Below are 18,463 nucleotides of genomic sequence, written 5' to 3' on the forward strand. Positions count from 1 at the left end.
TACGGTCAGTTATTAGGTGCTTACGTTTGTTGGTTTAAACGGTTAAAAAAAATCCCCATAGCACGGCAACACTGGCTGTTAACAACCACGTTTGTCCTGCTATGGGGATTTTCTAAATTCTAATGTTTGTAAGGGCCAAAAAGCGCTACTGCGTTAGGCCGCGTTGTCGGCAATAACTCTCTAATTCGGGGGACAAAAGAAGCTGCTGTTCCCGGAGTGCCGCCAAATTGCGAGTACCAAGTAACGTCATGATCGTTTTGAGTCCGGTTTGCCACTCCAGCAGCATTTGCGTGGTCGTGGCTTCATCGGTCTTGATTAAGCTGTGTAACACTTGACCGGCACTTCCAACCACCGATGCGCCCAAGGATAAGGCTTTGGCTGCATCGAGCGGTTGGCGAACCCCACCAGTCGCGATGACCGTTAAATCTGGCGCCTGTTGGGTTTCCAACAGGGACTCGACCGTTGATTGTCCCCAACCGGCCAGGTAGCTGAGTTCCTTTTCTGGACGGCGGAAGTTTTCAATCTGCGCGAAGTTCGTCCCGCCACGGCCGCCGAGATCAACGAGCTTTACGCCGACATTGGCCAACTGTGCCAGCGTCTCGTGGGCCATTCCGAAGCCGACTTCCTTGACAATCACTGGAACGTCGAGTGCAGCCACAATTTCACCGATTTCATCCAACCAGTGAAAGTCGCGATCACCCTCGGGCATGACCAACTCTTGGGCCACGTTGACGTGGACTTCCAGAGCATCTGCCGCCAGCATGGCCACGGCTGCTCGGGCTTGGGCTACCGAGTGACCGGCACCAATGTTGGCAAAGACCAGACCGTCGGGATTGTTTTCCCGTAACACGGTGAAGGTGGGGACAGCGGCGGCATTCTTGAGTGCGATGCTCTGAGAGCCACTGGCTACGGGCATCCCCGTAGCGGCGGCAATCCGACCCAACATAGCGTTGACCTTGCCCGTCCGTGGACTCCCACCGGTCATGGCTTCAATCATCAACGGCACGGGTAGCGTTAACGGTCCGAGCTGAGTTTGCAGGCTCACATCACTGACCGCCATTTCTGGCAGACTCTGGTGCACGAACCGCAACTGGTCGAATTGACTGGCGGCGTGTTCCTGATAAAATTTTTCAGCCAGCGAAAGGTGTTCGTCCTTCCGGTGGGCGTGGCGGGATAGTTGTGCCATAAGTGGTCTCCTTACTCAATCACGTGATGGACGTTTAGTTTCAATGGTTCGATACCGCGGTGCTCCCATTCTTTGAGCAGGCTGGCCAGGTCTTTGGCAGCGTTGATGATGACAATACCGCAGTCACCACCACCGGCACCGGAAGACTTAGCCGCACCGCCGATATGAACGGCGATATCGCACATGGTTCTCAGTAGTTTCGTTTCAATGGTAACGTGGCTCAAATTGGCCAGTTGATTCAACAGTTGCCGGTTGACGGCAATTTCTTTTTGAATGGCATCGAGGTCTTGGTCGTGGAAACCGGCGATCATCCGTTGTAGACAAGCTTTACTTTCCCGTAGAAAGGCGTGATAGTCGTCACGGCGGGTGGCCTTAAAGAGGGCGACCTTATCGACGAGGTGGGAGGTGGAAGCCGGTGTACCGGTCCAGCCGATCATCAGGCGTAACGATTCTGGTGGCGTCAGTAGCTCGATCTGCAGGCCAGGCCAATCCATCGTCAACAGGTCGGTCAGACTAATCTCACGGCGTGCGGAAGCCAGCCAGTCACGGTCGAAGGCTTGATAGGCGATCCAGCCGCCGTAAACGGAGGCGGCGATATCACCCAAAGAGCCGTTGCCTTGGACGTCTAGATGCGCGATGGCGGCTAGCTTGAACAGCCGGTCCTTAGGCATCTCGATGTCGTAGAATTGGCACAGAGCCTTCACGGTCGCCACAGTGACGGCAGCGGAAGATCCTAACCCGTATTTCTTACCATCGGCGCTGTCGAGGTCACTGTTGACGTTCAAATGGTAAATAGCTAAGGGTTTGCCCAATGCTTGAGCGTACTGTTCGGTCAAGCGAATGGCCGACAGAATATAGTGGAAGGGGTTATCCCGGTTGTCAAAAACGAGCTCGGTTCCCTGGCGTTGCCAGTAGAGGGAGTTCTCTTGGTATTGTTTGGAGGCGATACGTCCATAGTCGTGGCTAGGGGTAATTGTGACGGTCACAAATTGGTTCAAGGCCACAATAATGGCCGGATAGCCCGGCTCAACCACGGCGTATTCACCAGCAATATAGAGTTTTCCGGGTGCTTGCGCGGAAATCAAAAAATCAGGTCCCTTCTGTAACAGTTAATATTTTTTATGGTTTGTCATTGATTTAAGTTCTGAAGCGATTAGGCTTCGTTTAGAAACTGAATACCAGGTCCTGGATGGGCCACAATAACGTTGTCGCTCCCAAACTGGCGAGCGAAACGGTCTTGAATCGCGGGAACGTCCGCCGTCTGGCAGAAGACCTTCAGATTCGGACCGGCATCTAGGGTGTAGTAGCATTCTAAGCCAGCTGCTCGGAGACCCTTGACCATCTGCATGGCGATAAGGGTGTCGCCGTTGAAGTAGCTAAAGGGTGGCCAGGCGCTGAGCGTCAGGGCGTGCATGCGCATGGCGTTCGTTTCCAGCGTTTCCCCCATCGTCGTGAAGTCCTGCGCCCGAATGGCGGGCTTGATGGCGTCGAGGTCATCGACAACCACCTGTTTCCAAGCCGGATAGAACGGTGAGGTGGTCACACTACTCTGCATCCCTTGGCGTGAACTGACTTTTTTGTGGTGAGGGTCCAAGACCAGTGCCACCACGGCGATTGGCCAAGTTACCTCTTCAATCAGGGGAACGGCACGGGAACTGAGGTCATCATGACCTGCTTCCCATTCGACAAAGCCACCAAAGATGGAGCGAGTGGCGGAACCGGAACCACGGCGTGCAAGTCGTGACAGGGCGGTCTTGTCGAGGTTCATGCCGGCAGCCTTACTGGCGGCACCGGCTAACGCCGCAAAAGCGGAGGCCGAGGACGCCAATCCCGCAGCGGTTGGTACGTGATTCACGGAAGTTACTCGCGCAAAAGAGGTGCGCGAAGCTTGTTGGCGCACCAAGTTGAGAAAGTTATGTACTTTTTTAGCTGCTGTCGGCGAGAGCAACTGATCGTTAACAGTCACCTCATCGGCAGTCAGTTGGTCATCGAATGTGACCGTAGTATCCGTGTAGAACTGGTCGAGAGTCAGTGAAAGACTGTTCGTTTGGGGCAGCATCAACTCGGTGTCGGCCTTGCCCCAATACTTGACTAGAGCAATGTTGGTGTGGGCTCTTGCGGTTACGGGTGCGTTCATTCGGGTTCCTCCTCTAAGTTGAAGGCTTCGATCCACGTCGCCGTGGCGCCGGCAGCGACTAAGCTTTGCTGGACGCGCTGGGTGGTGGTCACGTCGGGACACAGGGCGATGAGGCAGCCACCCATGCCGCCGCCAGTGAGCTTGGCGCCTAGTGCACCGTTAGCTGTGGCGACCTGTGTCAGATGGTCCAGTTCGGGTGAACTAACGCCCAGACCGCGTAACTGGGTTTGCGCCTCACTGATGATGGCTCCCAGACGGGTTAGGTCGGGCTTAGCCAGTGCCGTTCGGGCTTCACCACTCAAGCGGCCCAACGTTTGAATTTGTAAATCCGTTTCGGTGGGCAACGTCGTCTTCCGCCGAGCCACGGCAGAAACGGCCTTACCAGTTTGCCCCTTGATGCCACTATCGGCAATCACTAAGTATCCTCGTAAGGCGAAAGGAATCTGCGTCGTTTCTTGGTGGGGGACAAACCAGATGGGGACGTCCGAACTGACCGTTGCGGCGTCGATACCACTGGGATTCCCGTGGGTGATCTTCTCTGCAATCTCGGCATTGGCCAGCAAGAGATCGCGATTCAACGGGCGGTCAAAAAAAGCGTACATGGCCCGGGTAATCGCCACGGCGACGGCCGCAGAAGATCCCATGCCACGTTCGGCCGGTAAATCACTGGTGATATTCATTTCAAACGGTGTTTCGTGACCGTCAAAACGGGTGAGCAAGGTGTCAATCAGCTTGGCAACGCCGGCCAGGTTTTGACCCAATTGGGAAATGGGACCGTCGAAATACCGGCTAGTCAGGCGTTGTCCGGCGGTCACTGACCGCATCGCAACGTTAGTCGTTACGGATGGTAGTGGCAGGGCAATCGCAGGCTGACCATAGACCACGCTATGATCACCAATAAGAATAATTTTGGCATTACTTTGTCCGCTGACGGTTCTACCCAAGGTCACTCGCTCACTTTCTTCATTAAATTTCCTACCAGAATATCATACTCTACTGATTGGTATTGCGCTAGTTTTGCCGTCGAAAATTCGTAAAACTACGAAAAATTAACCCTTTCTATAGAAAGTTTCCCAAAAAACGGCGAAATCTAGTAGAAAGTGCGGATAATTGGTGGCTGTTTACGGTAGTTAGGAACTTTGTTGCTATTGGAGACCAGATGAAATCGAAGAGCATCCGGCCTCCAGCAGTTTTGTTTAAAAATCGAAAATCAGATAATGATGGTGGCACATTGATAAGAGGTGCGAGAAAACTGTTGTAGCCATAGGAGGACGAGGGTGTAGCCGGCCGTGACGATGCCGTTAGGACGGGCGCTTGGTCTTACCCGTGCTTACGGCATGGGATGAGCTTGAAGCCTTGCTGGACTTTGGCAAGGCTTCAAGTCAAGGTGAAAGACCGCCTTCTTAGGCTTTCACCGGTCCCCACAGCAGGCGGAACCCTGGGCATCCGGAGGCGGCGTGCAGCGACAGTGTTGCCTGGACCATATTTAGACCGAGACCGTAGTAGCGCTACTGGCTCAAGTGGTGTATCATAGTGCCAGTTATTAACGCAATTATGCAGAAATTGGTGAGCATATTATGGATAAAGACACGGTTTACGCGGTGGTCGATATTGAGACTACCGGAACCAGTGTGACAGATGGCGACCGCATTATCCAGATCGGGTGCGTCTTCGTCCAACATAATCGGATTATTAATCACTTTGAGACCGATGTGAATCCGTTGCGGGAGATTCCCGCGTCGATTTCACGGTTGACCGGAATTACGAACAAACGAGTCCGTCACGCGCCGCTCTTTGACGACGTTGCCGCGACGTTGTACAGCCAGCTGACCAATACGGTCTTCGTGGCCCACAACGTTAACTTTGATTTACCCTTTATCAATGCGGAATTTGCTCGGGTGGGGTATCCGGAACTGACGATTGAAGGCCTCGATACGGTCTCACTCAGTCAGATCTTACTTCCTACGGCGGCTAGTTTCCGTCTTCGTGACCTGAGTAGTCTCTTCAACATTGAGCATGACAATCCGCACTCCGCGGACAGCGATGCCAGTGCTACCGCAGAACTCTTTATTTTCCTCTTTCGGCGGTTGCGGGCCTTGCCGCTGGTCACACTGCAACAGATGATCGATTTGCACCCTGAACTACCGCTACAAACGGCGGCACTTTTTGACGTGGCAATGCGGCTGAATCATGAGAAGCCTCGGAAGCTGCCAGACTATCTGTACATTAAGAATGGCTTGGCTCTGAGACACGCGTCAGCGCTACCGGCAACGACCTTGGCGGAACCGGTCAAGTATCCTAAGACCAAGAAACAGAAGCAAAAGCTGATGCCGGACAACCTGGAATGGCGGCCGGAACAGGCTAAAATGATGAATTACATCTACAATAATTATGCCAACAGCGACCAGCATCCCGTCAAGCAGATGATCGTCGAGGCGCCAACTGGGATTGGGAAGAGTCTGGGCTACCTATTGCCAATGGCTTACCTGAATCAGCAAGGGCCAACGGTGGTGATCAGTACCGCGACAACGCTTCTGCAGGAACAGCTATTGGATCAGACTTTGCCACTGCTCAATCAGATTGTGCCGTTTCAGATCAATGCGGTGCTGGTCAAGGGGAGTCGCCACTACCTGGACTTACAGAAGTTTGCGGCGACCTTAAAAGTGGCGGAAACCTCGAAGCAAACGCAGCTACTGAAGCTCCGCCTGCTGGTTTGGTTGACGATGACCACGACCGGTGATTTGGATGAGTTGCATTTAGCTACGTACCGGGCGCCGTACTTCCAAGAGGTCGTCCATGAGGGAACGATTCGTGAAGATAATCCGTTTTATGAGGACGACTTCTTACGACGGCGGGATCAGCAGATGACGCAGGCTCAAGTAATCATCGTCAATCACGCCTACCTTAGCGAGCATGCCAGTGACTTAGGTGAGCGCCTCGATCGGCCATATCTGGTCATCGATGAAGCCCAACATCTGGCAGAGAATACCTTGCGACAGCGGCGAACCCAGATTAAATTTGCCCAACTGACTAATGCGTTGCACCATATTCAACGCGATATTAACCGGGAGATCGGTCCGAGCCTGTTGGCGCTGTTCACCGGTGATACGCAAGCAACCAACACGTTACATCGGTTGGTTCTACTGAGTGAAGAGCTAGAGGAAACGCTGAATCAATTGGTTAATCAGTTGTTCCTAGCCTTTCTCGCCCGCCAACGAGGGAACAATCAGAACCAAACGATTGAAAAGTTAATTCCAACTGAAGAGCTCGATGCCTTGCGTCCGCAGACCGATCCACTGGTTGCGACGATTGTGGGCGACACGACCGATCTGTTAGCCCAGTTAGGCGGACTACGGCAGAGCTTCGATCGCCAGCAGGACCGCTTTTCGGCATCCGAACGCCACTTATTCGAGCAGGTCGATACGCGAATTCATCAGTTTGATGACGAAGTCTCACAGTTACAAGACATCTTTGCTCAGGTGACGAAGACCCATACGGCCAGCCTCTTTTGGGTGACCATCAATCATGTGGGTGACCGTAACAGTTTACAGTTTGCGAGTGGCTTGTTGGCAACTGAGGGCTTCCTGCGTCGCCAAATTTATGCGCACTTCCAACCGGTTCTGTTAACGGGGGCAACCCTCTTTTCTTCCGGTCGTTCCCAGTACATTCTGGACCAGTTTGATTTGGACCGGGATGAGACTGTGACTCACCGAATGCGGTCAAGCTTTGACTACAGCGAGCAAGCCCAGTTATTCATTGCCAACACGGGTCCCGAACTGAGTCGCGTGGCACCGGCAGACTATGTGGTCTACCTAACCGCGGCGATCAGTCAGATTGCGGGGGCCGTCAATAAGCAAACCCTGATTCTGTTTAATTCCCTGAGTGTCATTGAACAAGTTTACCAGCAGTTGGTCGAACAACCCGAGTTTGCCCAACGAGAGATCTTCGCCCAAGGTATCAGCGGCAGTCGGGAACGAATTGCTAAACGATTTGCCACCAGTCACGGCGCCATCTTGTTAGGGGCAGCTAGTTTCTGGGAGGGCATTGATCTGCCCGCCGAACAACTAGAATTGCTGATTGTGACGCGGTTGCCGTTCGATTCACCGGACCGGGTCTTCGTGAAGGCCGATTATGCACGGTTAGAGGCGGCGGGAAAGAATCCATTCTACAACGCGGCCTTACCCGCGGCTACCCTGAAGCTTCGGCAAGGGGTGGGCCGGTTGATTCGGACGCCGACGGACCGTGGTGCCATTGTGCTTCTGGATCAGCGGCTGATTGAGCGTCATTACGGTCAAAGCATCCTACGCGCACTGCCGGCTGATTTGCCGCGGACGACCGGGGATGTTACGGCTATTTCCCAAGGTTTAGTTAATTTTTTCGAAAAAAAGCCAGCCAAACCGGTGACACCGCCAGAAGTTTGATATAATTGAACAAGATTGAATTCTGACAAGGGAGTACGATGGAAAATTGATGAGACAACAATATCAGCGGCGCCAGCGACCACGGCATTGGGTGTTACTCAGTGTGTTAATCGTGATCCTCGTGCTGTTGCTGAGCGCGGGCTACGTGATCAATAAAGCCACGAAACCCCTCAGCCAAGACCAAACGCGGGCCGAGTCGGTCGCTAAGAAGTCTGGCCACCTGACCAGCACCAGTGGGTTCTACTGGACGAATCTGGATACGACTTACTACACGGTTGCTGGGAAGAACAAGGCCAAGCAGGCTGTCTACGCCATTGTGCCCAAGTCAGGGGATAATGTGACGGTGCTCAAACAAAGCGAGGGTCTTTCTCGGAATGCGGCCCTTCAACGCGTTTGGAATCGGAATCCGAAGAAGGTTCTGTCGGCGGCGTTGAGTATGTTTAATGGCAAACCGGCTTGGCAGATCAGCTACTTGAATAAGAGTGGCAAGCTCTGCTACCTGACGTACGAGTATCGTAATGGTAAAGTATTACAACAAATTTCTAATATCTAATTGTGATGATCGAGGCGGCGGTTAGCGTCGGCTTGGCCATCGAATAAATGCCACCCGCACAACAACTCTGTCGTGCGGGTGGTCCTACATAATCGTTTAACGGAGGCAGATTCACATGCAATTGTCTAAGCGAGCTTCAGCAGTCAGTCCCTCAGCAACGTTGGCGACCGGTCAGCGGGCCCAAGCCTTGCAAGCACAGGGCATTGATGTCATTAATTTAAGCGTTGGTCAACCAGACTACGCCACGCCACAGACCATCAAGGATGCAGCGGTTATGGCGATTCAGGCCGACCAAGTCAACGGGTACACGGCAACGGAAGGGGTCTTACCCTTACGGCAAGCGATTGCGGCGAATCTAGCCGACTTGCATGGTGTGCAGGTCGATCCCAGCCAAGTAGTGGTGACGACTGGCGCCAAGATGGCGCTCTATGCGCTGTTTCAAGTGCTATTGAATCCTGGCGATGAGGTGCTCTTACCGGCACCATACTGGGTCAGCTACAGCGAACAGGTCAAGCTGGCTGGTGGCCAACCAGTCGAGGTGGCGCCAACGGCTAGCCTTAAAGTCACGCCCGACCAGTTAGCCGGTGCACTCACGCCGGCAACCAAGGCCATTGTCTTGAATTCGCCACAGAATCCGAGTGGGACGACCTATACGCAGCCTGAACTACAAGCGATTGGCGATTTCGCGGTGGCTCATGATCTGATCGTTGTTGCCGATGAAATTTACGGGGAACTGCTGTATGATCAAACGACGGCAGCGCCCTCCATGCTGGGCATCTCAGCGGCTATCGATGACCACACCGTGTTGATCAACGGGGTCTCGAAGACTTATGCGATGACTGGGTGGCGGATTGGCTACGCCGTGGCAAATACAGCGATTGTGGGTGCACTGAAGACGGTGTTGTCCCACATGACGGGAAATCCGGCGGCCGTGAGTCAAGCCGCGGCTACAGCGGCTTTGACGGGGAGTCAGGAGTCGGTCGTTCAGATGAAGGCCGGTTTTAAGCAACGGCGCGATGTGATCTATCCACAATTGGCGGCTTTACCAGGGTTTAAATTGGCCAAGCCGGCCGGGGCCTTTTACTTCTTCCCCGATGTGACGGGCGCGATGGCCTTAAAGGGTGTGACCTCGACCGCAGAATTTGTGACGCTGATTCTGAATGAGGCACACGTGGCCACGGTTACTGGTGAAGCTTTTGGTTTGCCGGGACATATCCGACTGAGCTACGCGACGGATTTGGATACGCTTCAGACGGCGGTAGACCGGCTCAAGACGTTTATGAATGCTTGACTAAACGGACTAACACGTGTTTTAGAGGAGTTGGTGAGACGATCGAACTGTAAGTGGGTTCGGTCGTCTCTTGCCTTTAATCGGTCAACTTAATTAATGCCGAAATTCAAACGACAAGTTTTAGAATCAGGGGGACCTTTCATGGAAGACTTTACACAGCGCTACATTCAAGACGGACAGACGAGCATTGCCAACTACTTGCTCGATCATTTTCGCGAAGTGGGGATGACGACCGACCAACTGTTGGTCTTTCTCCAACTACGACGCTACATGGATCGGGGGCAATCGATGCCTGAAGCCGATGTCATGGCGGCTCACTTGGGGTGGGACAAGCAACGCGTCTACCAGATCTTACACGAGCTGATTGCGAATAAACTCATGGTGATTACCAGCGTACCAGACGGCAACGGGCAGAAACGCGATGCCTATGACTTCCGGCTGTTAACGGAAAAATTGAGCCAACTGGCGGTTCAGACCACGCAAAGGGAAGTCAAGGCGGCAGTCACCAATGACCGATCAACTGTGTTCAATCAGATTGAAACGGAGTTTGGCCGACCACTATCGCCTCTCGAGATGGAGAGCATCAATCAGTGGCTGGATGACGACCACTACCGACCAGAGTTGATTCAGCTGGCTCTGAAGGAGGCCGTCCTGAGCCAGGCATATAGCCTCAAGTATATGGACCGAATTCTGTTGAATTGGGAAAAGAAGAATTTGAAGACGGCCGCCCAGGTCCAGCGTGATAAGGAACGTCAGAATCCGCGGCCATCATCGAAGCCAACCGCAACGCCGGGTAATGATATTCCGGACGTGCCGATTTTTAAGTTAACTGATCACTGACTTCTAGGATACGCTATGCTAACTGAAAAAGGGCGCCACCAATCAATCTCGTTTGAGATGAATGGTGGCGCCCTTTGTGTTTGACAATCAGTTAATCTTTATTATCATCCTTATTTTTCGTAGTTGTTGCGGATGACGTGTTCGTGGAACTTGAATTGGTCGTGGTGTCGTTGTCGTCATTCCCATTGTTACCGCCAGGCGTTTGTTCCGTACTGGAAGATTCCTTGCTGGTACTGGACTCAGTGGTGGATGACTCAGTCTTCGAGCTGCTGGAGTTGGTCGTGACTTGACCATTGCTGCTGTAGACCGAAGAACTCGTGGTGTTCGTGGACCCATACGGACTAGTTGCCGTTGCGTCGGTAACGGTACCCGGATGACCGGTAACGTAATACTCGGTCTTACCGTTCTGTGAAGTCTGGGTGACCGTGCTTGGCTTAGTCCAGTCGGTATTGGTACTCTTGGTGGCCAGGTAGCTCATGGTGTACTTGTAAATTTCTTGAGCAATCGTAGTCTGGGTTTCGCTGACGTAGTGACCGGCCTGGAACTGCTTATCGTATCCGGTCCAAACGGAAACGGCGTAGTTCTTGGTGTAACCAGTGAACCAGGAGTCCATCGTGGCACCATCTGGAACCTTGTCCGCGTAGTCGTCAGGGTAGGAGTCCGTCCCGGTCTTCCCAGCTTGGTACAGGCCGGAAATGGCAGCGGAACGTCCAGACCCATTTTCATTGGTCATAACATCCTTCATCATATCCGTTAACATGAAGGCGGTCGCTGCGCTCATGGCACGTTTGCCAGTCGAAGCGTAGTTGTGAGCCTTGCCGTCCTGGGTAACAATCTTAGAGACCAGGTAAGGCTTGTAGTACGTTCCACCGTTGGCGAAGGCGGCGTAGGCCGCGGCTTCCTGCTCGGTTGAGATGTACAGGCCAATCCCGTTTTGTAAGGTTAACGTCTTATCAAAGGACATCCCGAGACCGTCCAAGAAGGTCGTGGCTTTCTTGATGCCTACGTTTTGGAGAGTCCGAATAGCGGGGATGTTCCGTGATTCGTAAAGGGCCTTGCGCATGGTGATGGTCCCTTGATACTGACGGTCCCAGTCGTAAAGGTTTTTCGTCGTGCCGGGATACGTGAACGCGGTATCCTTCACGGGTTCATACGTCGGATACTTGAGGTATTCGATGGCAGGGCCGTAGTCCATCAGGGGCTTGGCGGTTGAGGCACTGGACCGGTCGGTTTGGACGGCCCGGTTCAGCCCGAAGGTCACGTTACCAGTCTTCCGGCCACCAATCATGGCCACGACTTTCCCGTTGTTTGGATCAACAATGGTCGAGCCAACTTGGAATTTGCTAGATGGGAAGTTCACGTAACTACTGCCGTTAACGATGTTGTAGAGCTTCTTTTGGGCGCCCATATCGAGGTTGGTGTAAACTTTCAGGCCACCGGTAGTGGTGTTATAGCCCTTGGACTTAAGTTCAGCATAAACTTGTTTAAGGTAGGCGTCGATGACCTTGGTGGTCTTGGCACTGGCCACGGCCGTTGACTTGTGGGTCTTGGATAGGCCGGCTTTGATGCTGGTAGCCTTGGCCTGTGCGGCTTGTGCCGAGGTGATCGCGTTGTTCTTGGCCATGGCATCCAACACGAGATCCCGTCGCTTCTTGGCTAGTGCGGGGTAGGTAGTGGGATCATAGTTGGTTGGGGACTGTGGCATCCCGGCCAGCATGGCGAGTTGAGACAAGTCCAGGCTATTGAGGTTCTTACCGTAGTAGTACTGGGCGGCCGTCTGCATCCCGTAGACCCCGTTACCCATGTAGACCTTGTTAATGTAGTATTCCAGAATTTGATCCTTAGAGTAGTTGTGATCGACCTTTAAGGCTAACCAGGCTTCTTGAGCCTTACGCTTGAGCGTTCGGTCCGAGGCAGCTGTGGAGAAGACGGAGAGCTTGACCAGCTGTTGCGTCAAGGTACTCCCACCTTGCATCCCCAGTGAGGAACCGGTGACGTTGGCGAGGGCGGCCCCGACGATTCGGATGGGGTCGACCCCGTTGTTCTTGTAGAAGCGTCGGTCTTCGGTGGAGACGACGGCTTGTTTCAGACCGTCCGGAATATTGCTGGACTTCACGTAGCTTCTGTTCTGGGCACCTAAGCGCGAAATGACGGCGCCGTTGGCATCGTAGACCCGCGTAGAAGCATCACTGGACAGTGCGGACTGTGAGATCTTTGGTGCGCTTTGTGCGTAGAAAAAGAACAATCCGGCGCCGAACAGAATTCCTAAGACGCCAATGGCGACGATGACGAAAAGTACCCGGCGGAAGGTCCGCCAACCGTTGCGCGGTCGTTTGGGCCCGCCGGATTTGCCGGTTGGACTCGGATTACGCTCAGCGTTGCGGCTCATCCGAGTCTCTCTGGTTGAATTGTTACTAGACATGGTAATCTCCTTTACGTTTAAACGTGTCAGCTACCGCTTTAGCAGCTGGTCCACGGCGTTAAGATAGGGCACCGGCAATTGAAGCTGCGCGGTGAGCTTGATACCGCTAGCGGCGATCTCCGTGTAGGGGATGGACTTGCGCCCACCGTTAGCTTGGTCATCCCAGAAGTGAAACAGATCTTCAGCGGGGTACAGGTAGGTCTCTTGGCGGCTAACGAATTTGATAATGGCAAAACAGATACCGCCTTGAGCCGTGCAGGCCCGCATATGATCAATCTGGTGTTGATGGAAATTTTTAAGTGGAAATGACCCCTTGTTCTTCGTTTCCTTGGCGTCAAAGTCCAGGTAGTGTCCTTGGTAGACACCGTTGTAGTCGGTGGTCGATGCCGTACTGAAGTAGGCTTCTTTGATGACTGCCGCACTTCGCTTGGGGTAATCGACCTTGACGATACGGATGGGGGTCGGCTTCTTGTGAACGACGGCGAGCCCATGCGTCTGATAATAGGTATTACTCTGGTTCAATTCCTCTTCCAGCGTCATACCCCGTTTACCATAGTTGGTGTAGTGGCTGGCAAACTTGGGCCGCGTAGCTGATACTGGCGCTTGGTAGGCATTCCCATTGGGATACCGAATAGTCATTGACTCCTCACTCCTTATTGAAAGCTGGCTTTCATTTGTGGCCCAGTTATTGACATTATACCAAGGTGACCGTGAAATAAAAACTCCCAAACGTTCGGTTGAGAATTGTTTTCCTATAACTTAACTATTTTAATTGCGTCCACCCCTAATTTTCGCTACACTTGAATAGACCAGTCAAAAAGGGGGTAGTTTGGTGAGTCGACTTTGGTTAACGGGGTATCGGAGCTATGAACTGAGTGTTTTTGGGAATCAGGACCCGAAACTCCTGGTCATCAAAGATACCCTGCGTAAATTGTTGATCAATAAGGTAGAATCAGGAACGGATTGGTTGATTACCGGTGGCCAATTAGGCGTTGAGCAGTGGGCTGCCGAGGTGGGACTGAAGCTCAAAGCGGATTATCCGGAGCTGAAGGTCGCCATGATGACGCCGTTCGCCGAATTCGGTGGTAATTGGAATGAGGGCAATCAGGCTCAGTATGCGACCCTGGCCAGTCAGGTTGATTTTCACCAATCCGTTAGCGAGCAACCCTATCATGGGCCCCAACAGTTAAGAAACTATCAAGAATTTATGTTGACCCATACAGACGAGGCCGTAATGGTATATGATTTAGAGGTTGAAGGGAAACCGAAGTATGATTACCGCGCTGTTACGCAGTTTCAGAAGCAACATACTTACCCCCTAACACTAATCGATATGGATTGGTTACAAGAAAGTGCCAATGAATATCAAGAAAATTTAAATAATGGTTCCCAAATCGAATGAAAACTGGTATTATATTAATTGCCGGTTTGATAAGACAACGAGGTGTAAAGATCAATGGAAAACGTTAATTTCACTCCCAAGGAAATTTTGCAAAAGCAATTTCGACAAAAGATGCGTGGTTACGATCCAGATGATGTTGATAGTTTCTTAGACAACGTCATTAAGGACTATGACACCTTTGTTAAGGAGAATCAGCGGCTTCAAGACGAGAACGAACGGTTGTTGGCGAAAGTTGATGAGCTCACGAAGCAAGTGCAAGTGGGCGGTAGTCAACGGCAAGCTTCGACGACCAGCCAACCCACTTCAAGTGCCACTAATATGGATATCTTGAAGCGGCTCTCCAATTTGGAACGGCACGTTTTCGGTTCACAATTAGATAATGATCCAAACGAATCACATCGTTTGTAGAATTATAAAGACTGGTGTAAATCCTGAGTAATCGCGGTCGGCTTTTGTCGGCTGAGGAAAGTCCATGCTCGCACAGACTGAGATGTCTGTAGTGTTCGTGCTCGGTGAAAAAATAAGCCGGGGGACGTTAGCAATAACGTTACGGCGGGAAAACACGGCTACGGCTTCGGCTATGTCCTAGTATCCCTGAAAAGTGCCACAGTGACGATACGTCTAAGGAAACTTAGGCGGTGGAACGCGGTAAACCCCTCGAGCGGGCAACCCAAACTTTTGGTAGGGGCGCTTCACATATGGAAATGAACGAAATGTGGGGGGAGAGGAAACTCTCGAGATAGATGATTACTGCCAGTCAGCCGTTTGCCTGAAACGGTTGGGTGGTACAAAACATGGCTTACAGGGATTTACACCATGTCAGGTTGGGTGGGAGCTTGCTCCCGCCCTTTTTTTAGACATTAAAACGGGGTAACCCCCTCTGATTGGTGGTAAAATCAATGTGTATGGGATCTTACTGCAGAATCAACATTGAGGTCGAGAAGTGAAAGATGTTTGGCGCTAAGAAGATTAGTTGCCACCTTTCAGCCTTTAACTGCTTCATTTAACACGTGTAAATAAGGAGGATTTTATGAAGAAATTTCATTTATATGCCGCAACTGCCAGCGGAATCGAAGCCTTGGCCGGTCGGGAATTACGCGATCTGGGCTACGAGACGCAGGTTGAAAACGGTCGGGTTCGGTTCGATGGGACGATTGAGGACATCTTGCGGGCCAACCTTTGGCTGCGGACGGCTGACCGCATCCGAATCATCGTGGCTGAATTCGATGCTGTGACCTTTGACGAACTGTTTGAAGCCACGAAAGCCGTTGCCTGGGATGAACTGCTGCCTATGGACGCGGCGTTCCCGGTTGAAGGGCGTTCAAAGAAGTCACAGTTACATAGTGTGCCGGATGCTCAAGCCATCGTGAAGAAGGCCGTTGCTACTAAGCTGGCTGCTGTTTATCACCGGCGGACGCGGATGCCCGAAACTGGGGCTAACTATCCGTTGGAAGTCATGATCGACAAGGATCACGTTATGCTGACGCTGGATACGACCGGACCAAGTCTCTTTAAACGGGGCTACCGGGTTGGTAAAGGTGGCGCGCCAATTAAGGAAAACATGGCCGCAGCCTTGATTGCCTTAACCAGCTGGCACAAGGACATGCCATTCTGGGATCCCGTGTGTGGGTCTGGGACAATTCCGATCGAAGCCGCTCTGATTGGCCGCAACCTAGCTCCTGGGTTTAACCGCGATTTCACCTGCGAACATTGGGACTGGGTACCACAAGAACTCAGTGACAAGGTGCGTGATGAGGCGGATGCCAAGGCTGACTACGATACGCCACTGCAGATTTTTGGGAGTGACATTGACGAAAACATGGTCGCCATTGCCAAGAAAAACGCCGAAGAAGCTGGGTTGTCGCAAGACATTACGTTCACTCAGTTGGCGGTTCAAGATTTCAAGACGGATTTGGAACATGGGGTCATCGTCGCTAACCCACCTTACGGGGAACGGCTGAGCGACCAAGCCAGTGTACGGGAACTGTATACGCAGATGGGCAAGGTTTTCAAGCCTTACACGGACTGGTCCAAGTACATCTTGACGGCTGACCTGGAGTTCGAACACTTCTATGGCCAAAAAGCCACCAAAACGCGGAAGCTTTATAACGGGGCATTACGGACGGATTACTTCCAATTCTGGGGTAAGCGTAAGCCACGGCAACACAAGGAGTAGATCGGCGTGATCAAGACGGACTGCATTTTCTGTCAAAAGACGGATATCGTGCTTGAAAATGAGCTAGCCAAGGCGTTCTGGGATATTCATCCCGTACGCGAGGGGCACCTCTTGATTGTGCCCAAGCAACACTACACCACGTACTTTGATGTACCGGCAACGACTAAGCAGGCATTAGATGATCTGTTGACGGCGTCGAAGGCGTTCTTGGATGAACGTTATCACCCGGCCGGTTATAATATTGGCATCAACGTCAATCCAGCGGCTGGGCAAACCGTGATGCACGCGCACATTCATCTGATTCCGCGCTATGAAGGTGATGTCAAGGACCCACGCGGCGGGATTCGTAAGATGATTCCGCATGCCGTTAAGGGCTGGTTGAAGTAAAGGCTAGCTGAGAAATATGAAAACGAGAGGCCGTTCAGCGTTATTTAGCGCTGGATGGCCTTTTTTGTGCATAGAAGCTGATATTTATATTTTTGTATAAAACATGTTAGGAAAAATAACACGTTAAGCCGGTCTAGTGGGAGCGTAATTAGACCAAAGCTTTGAATTACCCTCGTTAGTAAGTCAAAACCGCAAACAATAGGCCAAATCAAAGTCAGTGGTGGACGTAGACCATTTTTAATGTTAGGATTTATGACATTAAGAGATAAAGAGGGCGTCGTTGATGAATCTTGCAAACACTGCATTCGTTTTAATCGCTAGTATCTTGGTCTTATTCATGACTCCAGGACTGGCTTTCTTCTATGGGGGACTGGTCTCGGAAAAGAACGTGGTCAACACTATGCTGTCGGTCTTTATCATGACTGGTGTGGCAATTCTGCTGTGGATCTTCCTGGGCTACAGCTTGGCATTTTCCGGGAACATTGCGGGGATCGTGGGTAATTTACACCACGTCTTCATGGCTGGGGTCAACCTGGCTAGCTTGACGGCGACTCACATTCCGGTCGGGGCCTATTCTTTATTTCAAATGATGTTTGCCATCATCACCCCGGCACTGTTTGTGGGAGCGGTCGTTGGCCGGATTCACTTTAAGTTCTTGTTGATCTTCCTGATTGCTTGGTCGATCTTCATTTACTACCCGATGGTTCACTTGGTTTGGAGCCCGCTGGGGTGGCTGGCCAAGCTGGGTGTACTGGACTTCGCCGGTGGGACCGTCGTTCACATCAACGCGGGGGTTACGGCACTGGTGCTCTCCGCTTGGTTGGGGCCACGGTTGTCGGGCAATCGGGACAATCCGCATTACAACTTACCTTGGGTTTTGCTGGGAACGGCGATTCTCTGGATTGGTTGGTACGGCTTCAACGCTGGCAGTGCCTTAGCCGTAAACGGGGTGGCTCTACAAGCAGCCATCACCAGTACGGTGGCCACGGCTATGGCTATGGTGACTTGGATGTTCTTGGATATTTGGACCACGGGTAAGCCAACGCTGGTCGGTGTTTGTACCGGGACTCTCTGCGGTTTGGTTGCGATTACGCCGGCGGCCGGCTACGTCACGATTATGGGGTCGGTAGCCATTGGCTTGATTGCGACGATGACCAGTTATGCCTTCATTCGCCTGCTGAAGCCACGCCTGGGTGTGGACGATGCGCTGGATGCCTTTGGCTGTCACGGTGTGAGCGGGATCGTTGGGAGTATCTTGACCGGTGTCTTTGCGACCAAGGCAGTTAACCCAACGATTGTAGAAAATGGCTTGGCCTATGGTGGCGGCTGGCACCTGTTAGGTGTTCAGATTCTGGCAACGGCTTTCACGATTGCCTTCGTTGCCGTGATGGGTTGCTTGCTAGTTGTCATTTTACGGCGGTTCATGCCCATGCGGGTCACAGCTGGTGAAGAAGAGCTCGGCCTGGATCAGGGCGAACACGGCGAGCAGGCCGACTATGCGGTTGGTCTGAGTGAACGTCTTTCAGAGTTCCAGCCGGATCAGGCGCGGTACGCTTCCGAATTTCGTGGGCAACTACAGCACTTGGAACACCCGCTACCACAGTCGAATCACAGCGGCGGTAATTAAGGCGGAAAGGCTGCAAAAGTT

The 18,463-nt window shown here is 52.3% G+C and carries 15 protein-coding genes and 1 other RNA gene; 10 read left to right on the forward strand and 6 right to left on the reverse strand.

The genetic code is table 11. The annotated features are described in order from the left end of the window. Positions 1-145 precede the first annotated feature (145 nt). The 4 genes from fni to mvk all read right to left on the reverse strand — a co-directional run bounded on the left by fni (position 146) and on the right by mvk (position 4,267). Positions 146-1,186, reverse strand: coding sequence for a type 2 isopentenyl-diphosphate Delta-isomerase (gene fni / locus FD07_RS06165; protein WP_020089265.1), 1,041 nt, complete (start codon positions 1,184-1,186; stop codon positions 146-148). An 11-nt stretch (positions 1,187-1,197) separates the two neighbouring features. Further along, positions 1,198-2,271 carry a phosphomevalonate kinase gene (locus FD07_RS06170; RefSeq protein WP_020089266.1) on the reverse strand — a complete coding sequence of 358 codons (1,074 nt, stop codon included), beginning with the start codon at positions 2,269-2,271 and terminating at the stop codon, positions 1,198-1,200. A 68-nt stretch (positions 2,272-2,339) separates the two neighbouring features. Next, positions 2,340-3,323 carry a diphosphomevalonate decarboxylase gene (gene mvaD / locus FD07_RS06175; protein ID WP_020089267.1) on the reverse strand — a complete coding sequence of 328 codons (984 nt, stop codon included), beginning with the start codon at positions 3,321-3,323 and terminating at the stop codon, positions 2,340-2,342. Next, positions 3,320-4,267 carry a mevalonate kinase gene (mvk, locus tag FD07_RS06180; RefSeq protein WP_033388800.1) on the reverse strand — a complete coding sequence of 316 codons (948 nt, stop codon included), beginning with the start codon at positions 4,265-4,267 and terminating at the stop codon, positions 3,320-3,322. The genes mvaD and mvk overlap by 4 nt, the downstream gene beginning before the upstream one ends. 633 nt (positions 4,268-4,900) lie before the next feature. On the opposite strand from mvk, the gene FD07_RS06185 reads away from it, so the two are divergent. The 4 genes from FD07_RS06185 (at position 4,901) to FD07_RS06200 (ending at position 10,428) form a co-directional block, all read left to right on the forward strand. Then, the gene (locus FD07_RS06185; RefSeq protein WP_020089269.1) at positions 4,901-7,744 is read left to right on the forward strand and encodes a helicase C-terminal domain-containing protein; all 2,844 of its coding nucleotides are present in this window, start codon (positions 4,901-4,903) and stop codon (positions 7,742-7,744) included. Between the two features lie 49 nt (positions 7,745-7,793). After that, positions 7,794-8,297 carry a cell wall elongation regulator TseB-like domain-containing protein gene (locus FD07_RS06190; RefSeq protein ID WP_020089270.1) on the forward strand — a complete coding sequence of 168 codons (504 nt, stop codon included), beginning with the start codon at positions 7,794-7,796 and terminating at the stop codon, positions 8,295-8,297. Between the two features lie 115 nt (positions 8,298-8,412). Next, on the forward strand, positions 8,413-9,588 hold the full coding sequence (locus FD07_RS06195) for a pyridoxal phosphate-dependent aminotransferase (RefSeq protein ID WP_020089271.1): 1,176 nt from the start codon (positions 8,413-8,415) through the stop codon (positions 9,586-9,588). A gap of 141 nt (positions 9,589-9,729) precedes the next feature. Further along, positions 9,730-10,428, forward strand: a complete 699-nt coding sequence (locus FD07_RS06200; RefSeq protein ID WP_020089272.1) for a DnaD domain-containing protein — start codon at positions 9,730-9,732, stop codon at positions 10,426-10,428. 91 nt (positions 10,429-10,519) lie between these two features. Here the strand turns inward: FD07_RS06200 and FD07_RS06205 are convergent, their stop codons facing one another. Both FD07_RS06205 and recU read right to left on the reverse strand, forming a co-directional pair. After that, entirely contained in the window at positions 10,520-12,850 is a 2,331-nt protein-coding gene (locus FD07_RS06205) for a transglycosylase domain-containing protein (RefSeq protein ID WP_020089273.1), read from the reverse strand. 30 nt (positions 12,851-12,880) lie between these two features. Continuing rightward, entirely contained in the window at positions 12,881-13,489 is a 609-nt protein-coding gene (recU, locus tag FD07_RS06210; protein ID WP_020089274.1) for a Holliday junction resolvase RecU, read from the reverse strand. A 193-nt stretch (positions 13,490-13,682) separates the two neighbouring features. On the opposite strand from recU, the gene FD07_RS06215 reads away from it, so the two are divergent. The 6 genes from FD07_RS06215 (at position 13,683) to FD07_RS06235 (ending at position 18,442) form a co-directional block, all read left to right on the forward strand. After that, a complete protein-coding gene (locus tag FD07_RS06215; RefSeq protein ID WP_020089275.1) occupies positions 13,683-14,252 on the forward strand; it encodes a DUF1273 domain-containing protein in 570 nt (189 codons plus the stop codon). A 54-nt stretch (positions 14,253-14,306) separates the two neighbouring features. Continuing rightward, the gene (gpsB, locus tag FD07_RS06220; protein WP_020089276.1) at positions 14,307-14,660 is read left to right on the forward strand and encodes a cell division regulator GpsB; all 354 of its coding nucleotides are present in this window, start codon (positions 14,307-14,309) and stop codon (positions 14,658-14,660) included. A 19-nt stretch (positions 14,661-14,679) separates the two neighbouring features. Beyond that, positions 14,680-15,059, forward strand: an RNA gene (gene rnpB, locus FD07_RS12115) — RNase P RNA component class B. A gap of 223 nt (positions 15,060-15,282) precedes the next feature. Then, positions 15,283-16,428: a THUMP domain-containing class I SAM-dependent RNA methyltransferase gene (locus tag FD07_RS06225; RefSeq protein WP_020089277.1), complete on the forward strand. Its 1,146-nt coding sequence runs from the start codon at positions 15,283-15,285 to the stop codon at positions 16,426-16,428. Between the two features lie 6 nt (positions 16,429-16,434). Then, entirely contained in the window at positions 16,435-16,815 is a 381-nt protein-coding gene (locus tag FD07_RS06230; protein ID WP_020089278.1) for an HIT family protein, read from the forward strand. A 283-nt stretch (positions 16,816-17,098) separates the two neighbouring features. Then, positions 17,099-18,442, forward strand: a complete 1,344-nt coding sequence (locus FD07_RS06235) for an ammonium transporter (protein ID WP_020089279.1) — start codon at positions 17,099-17,101, stop codon at positions 18,440-18,442. Positions 18,443-18,463 lie beyond the last annotated feature (21 nt).

It is taken from the genome of Levilactobacillus parabrevis ATCC 53295, from assembly GCF_001434055.1.
In the GTDB taxonomy this organism is placed as follows: Bacteria; Bacillota; Bacilli; order Lactobacillales; family Lactobacillaceae; genus Levilactobacillus; species Levilactobacillus parabrevis.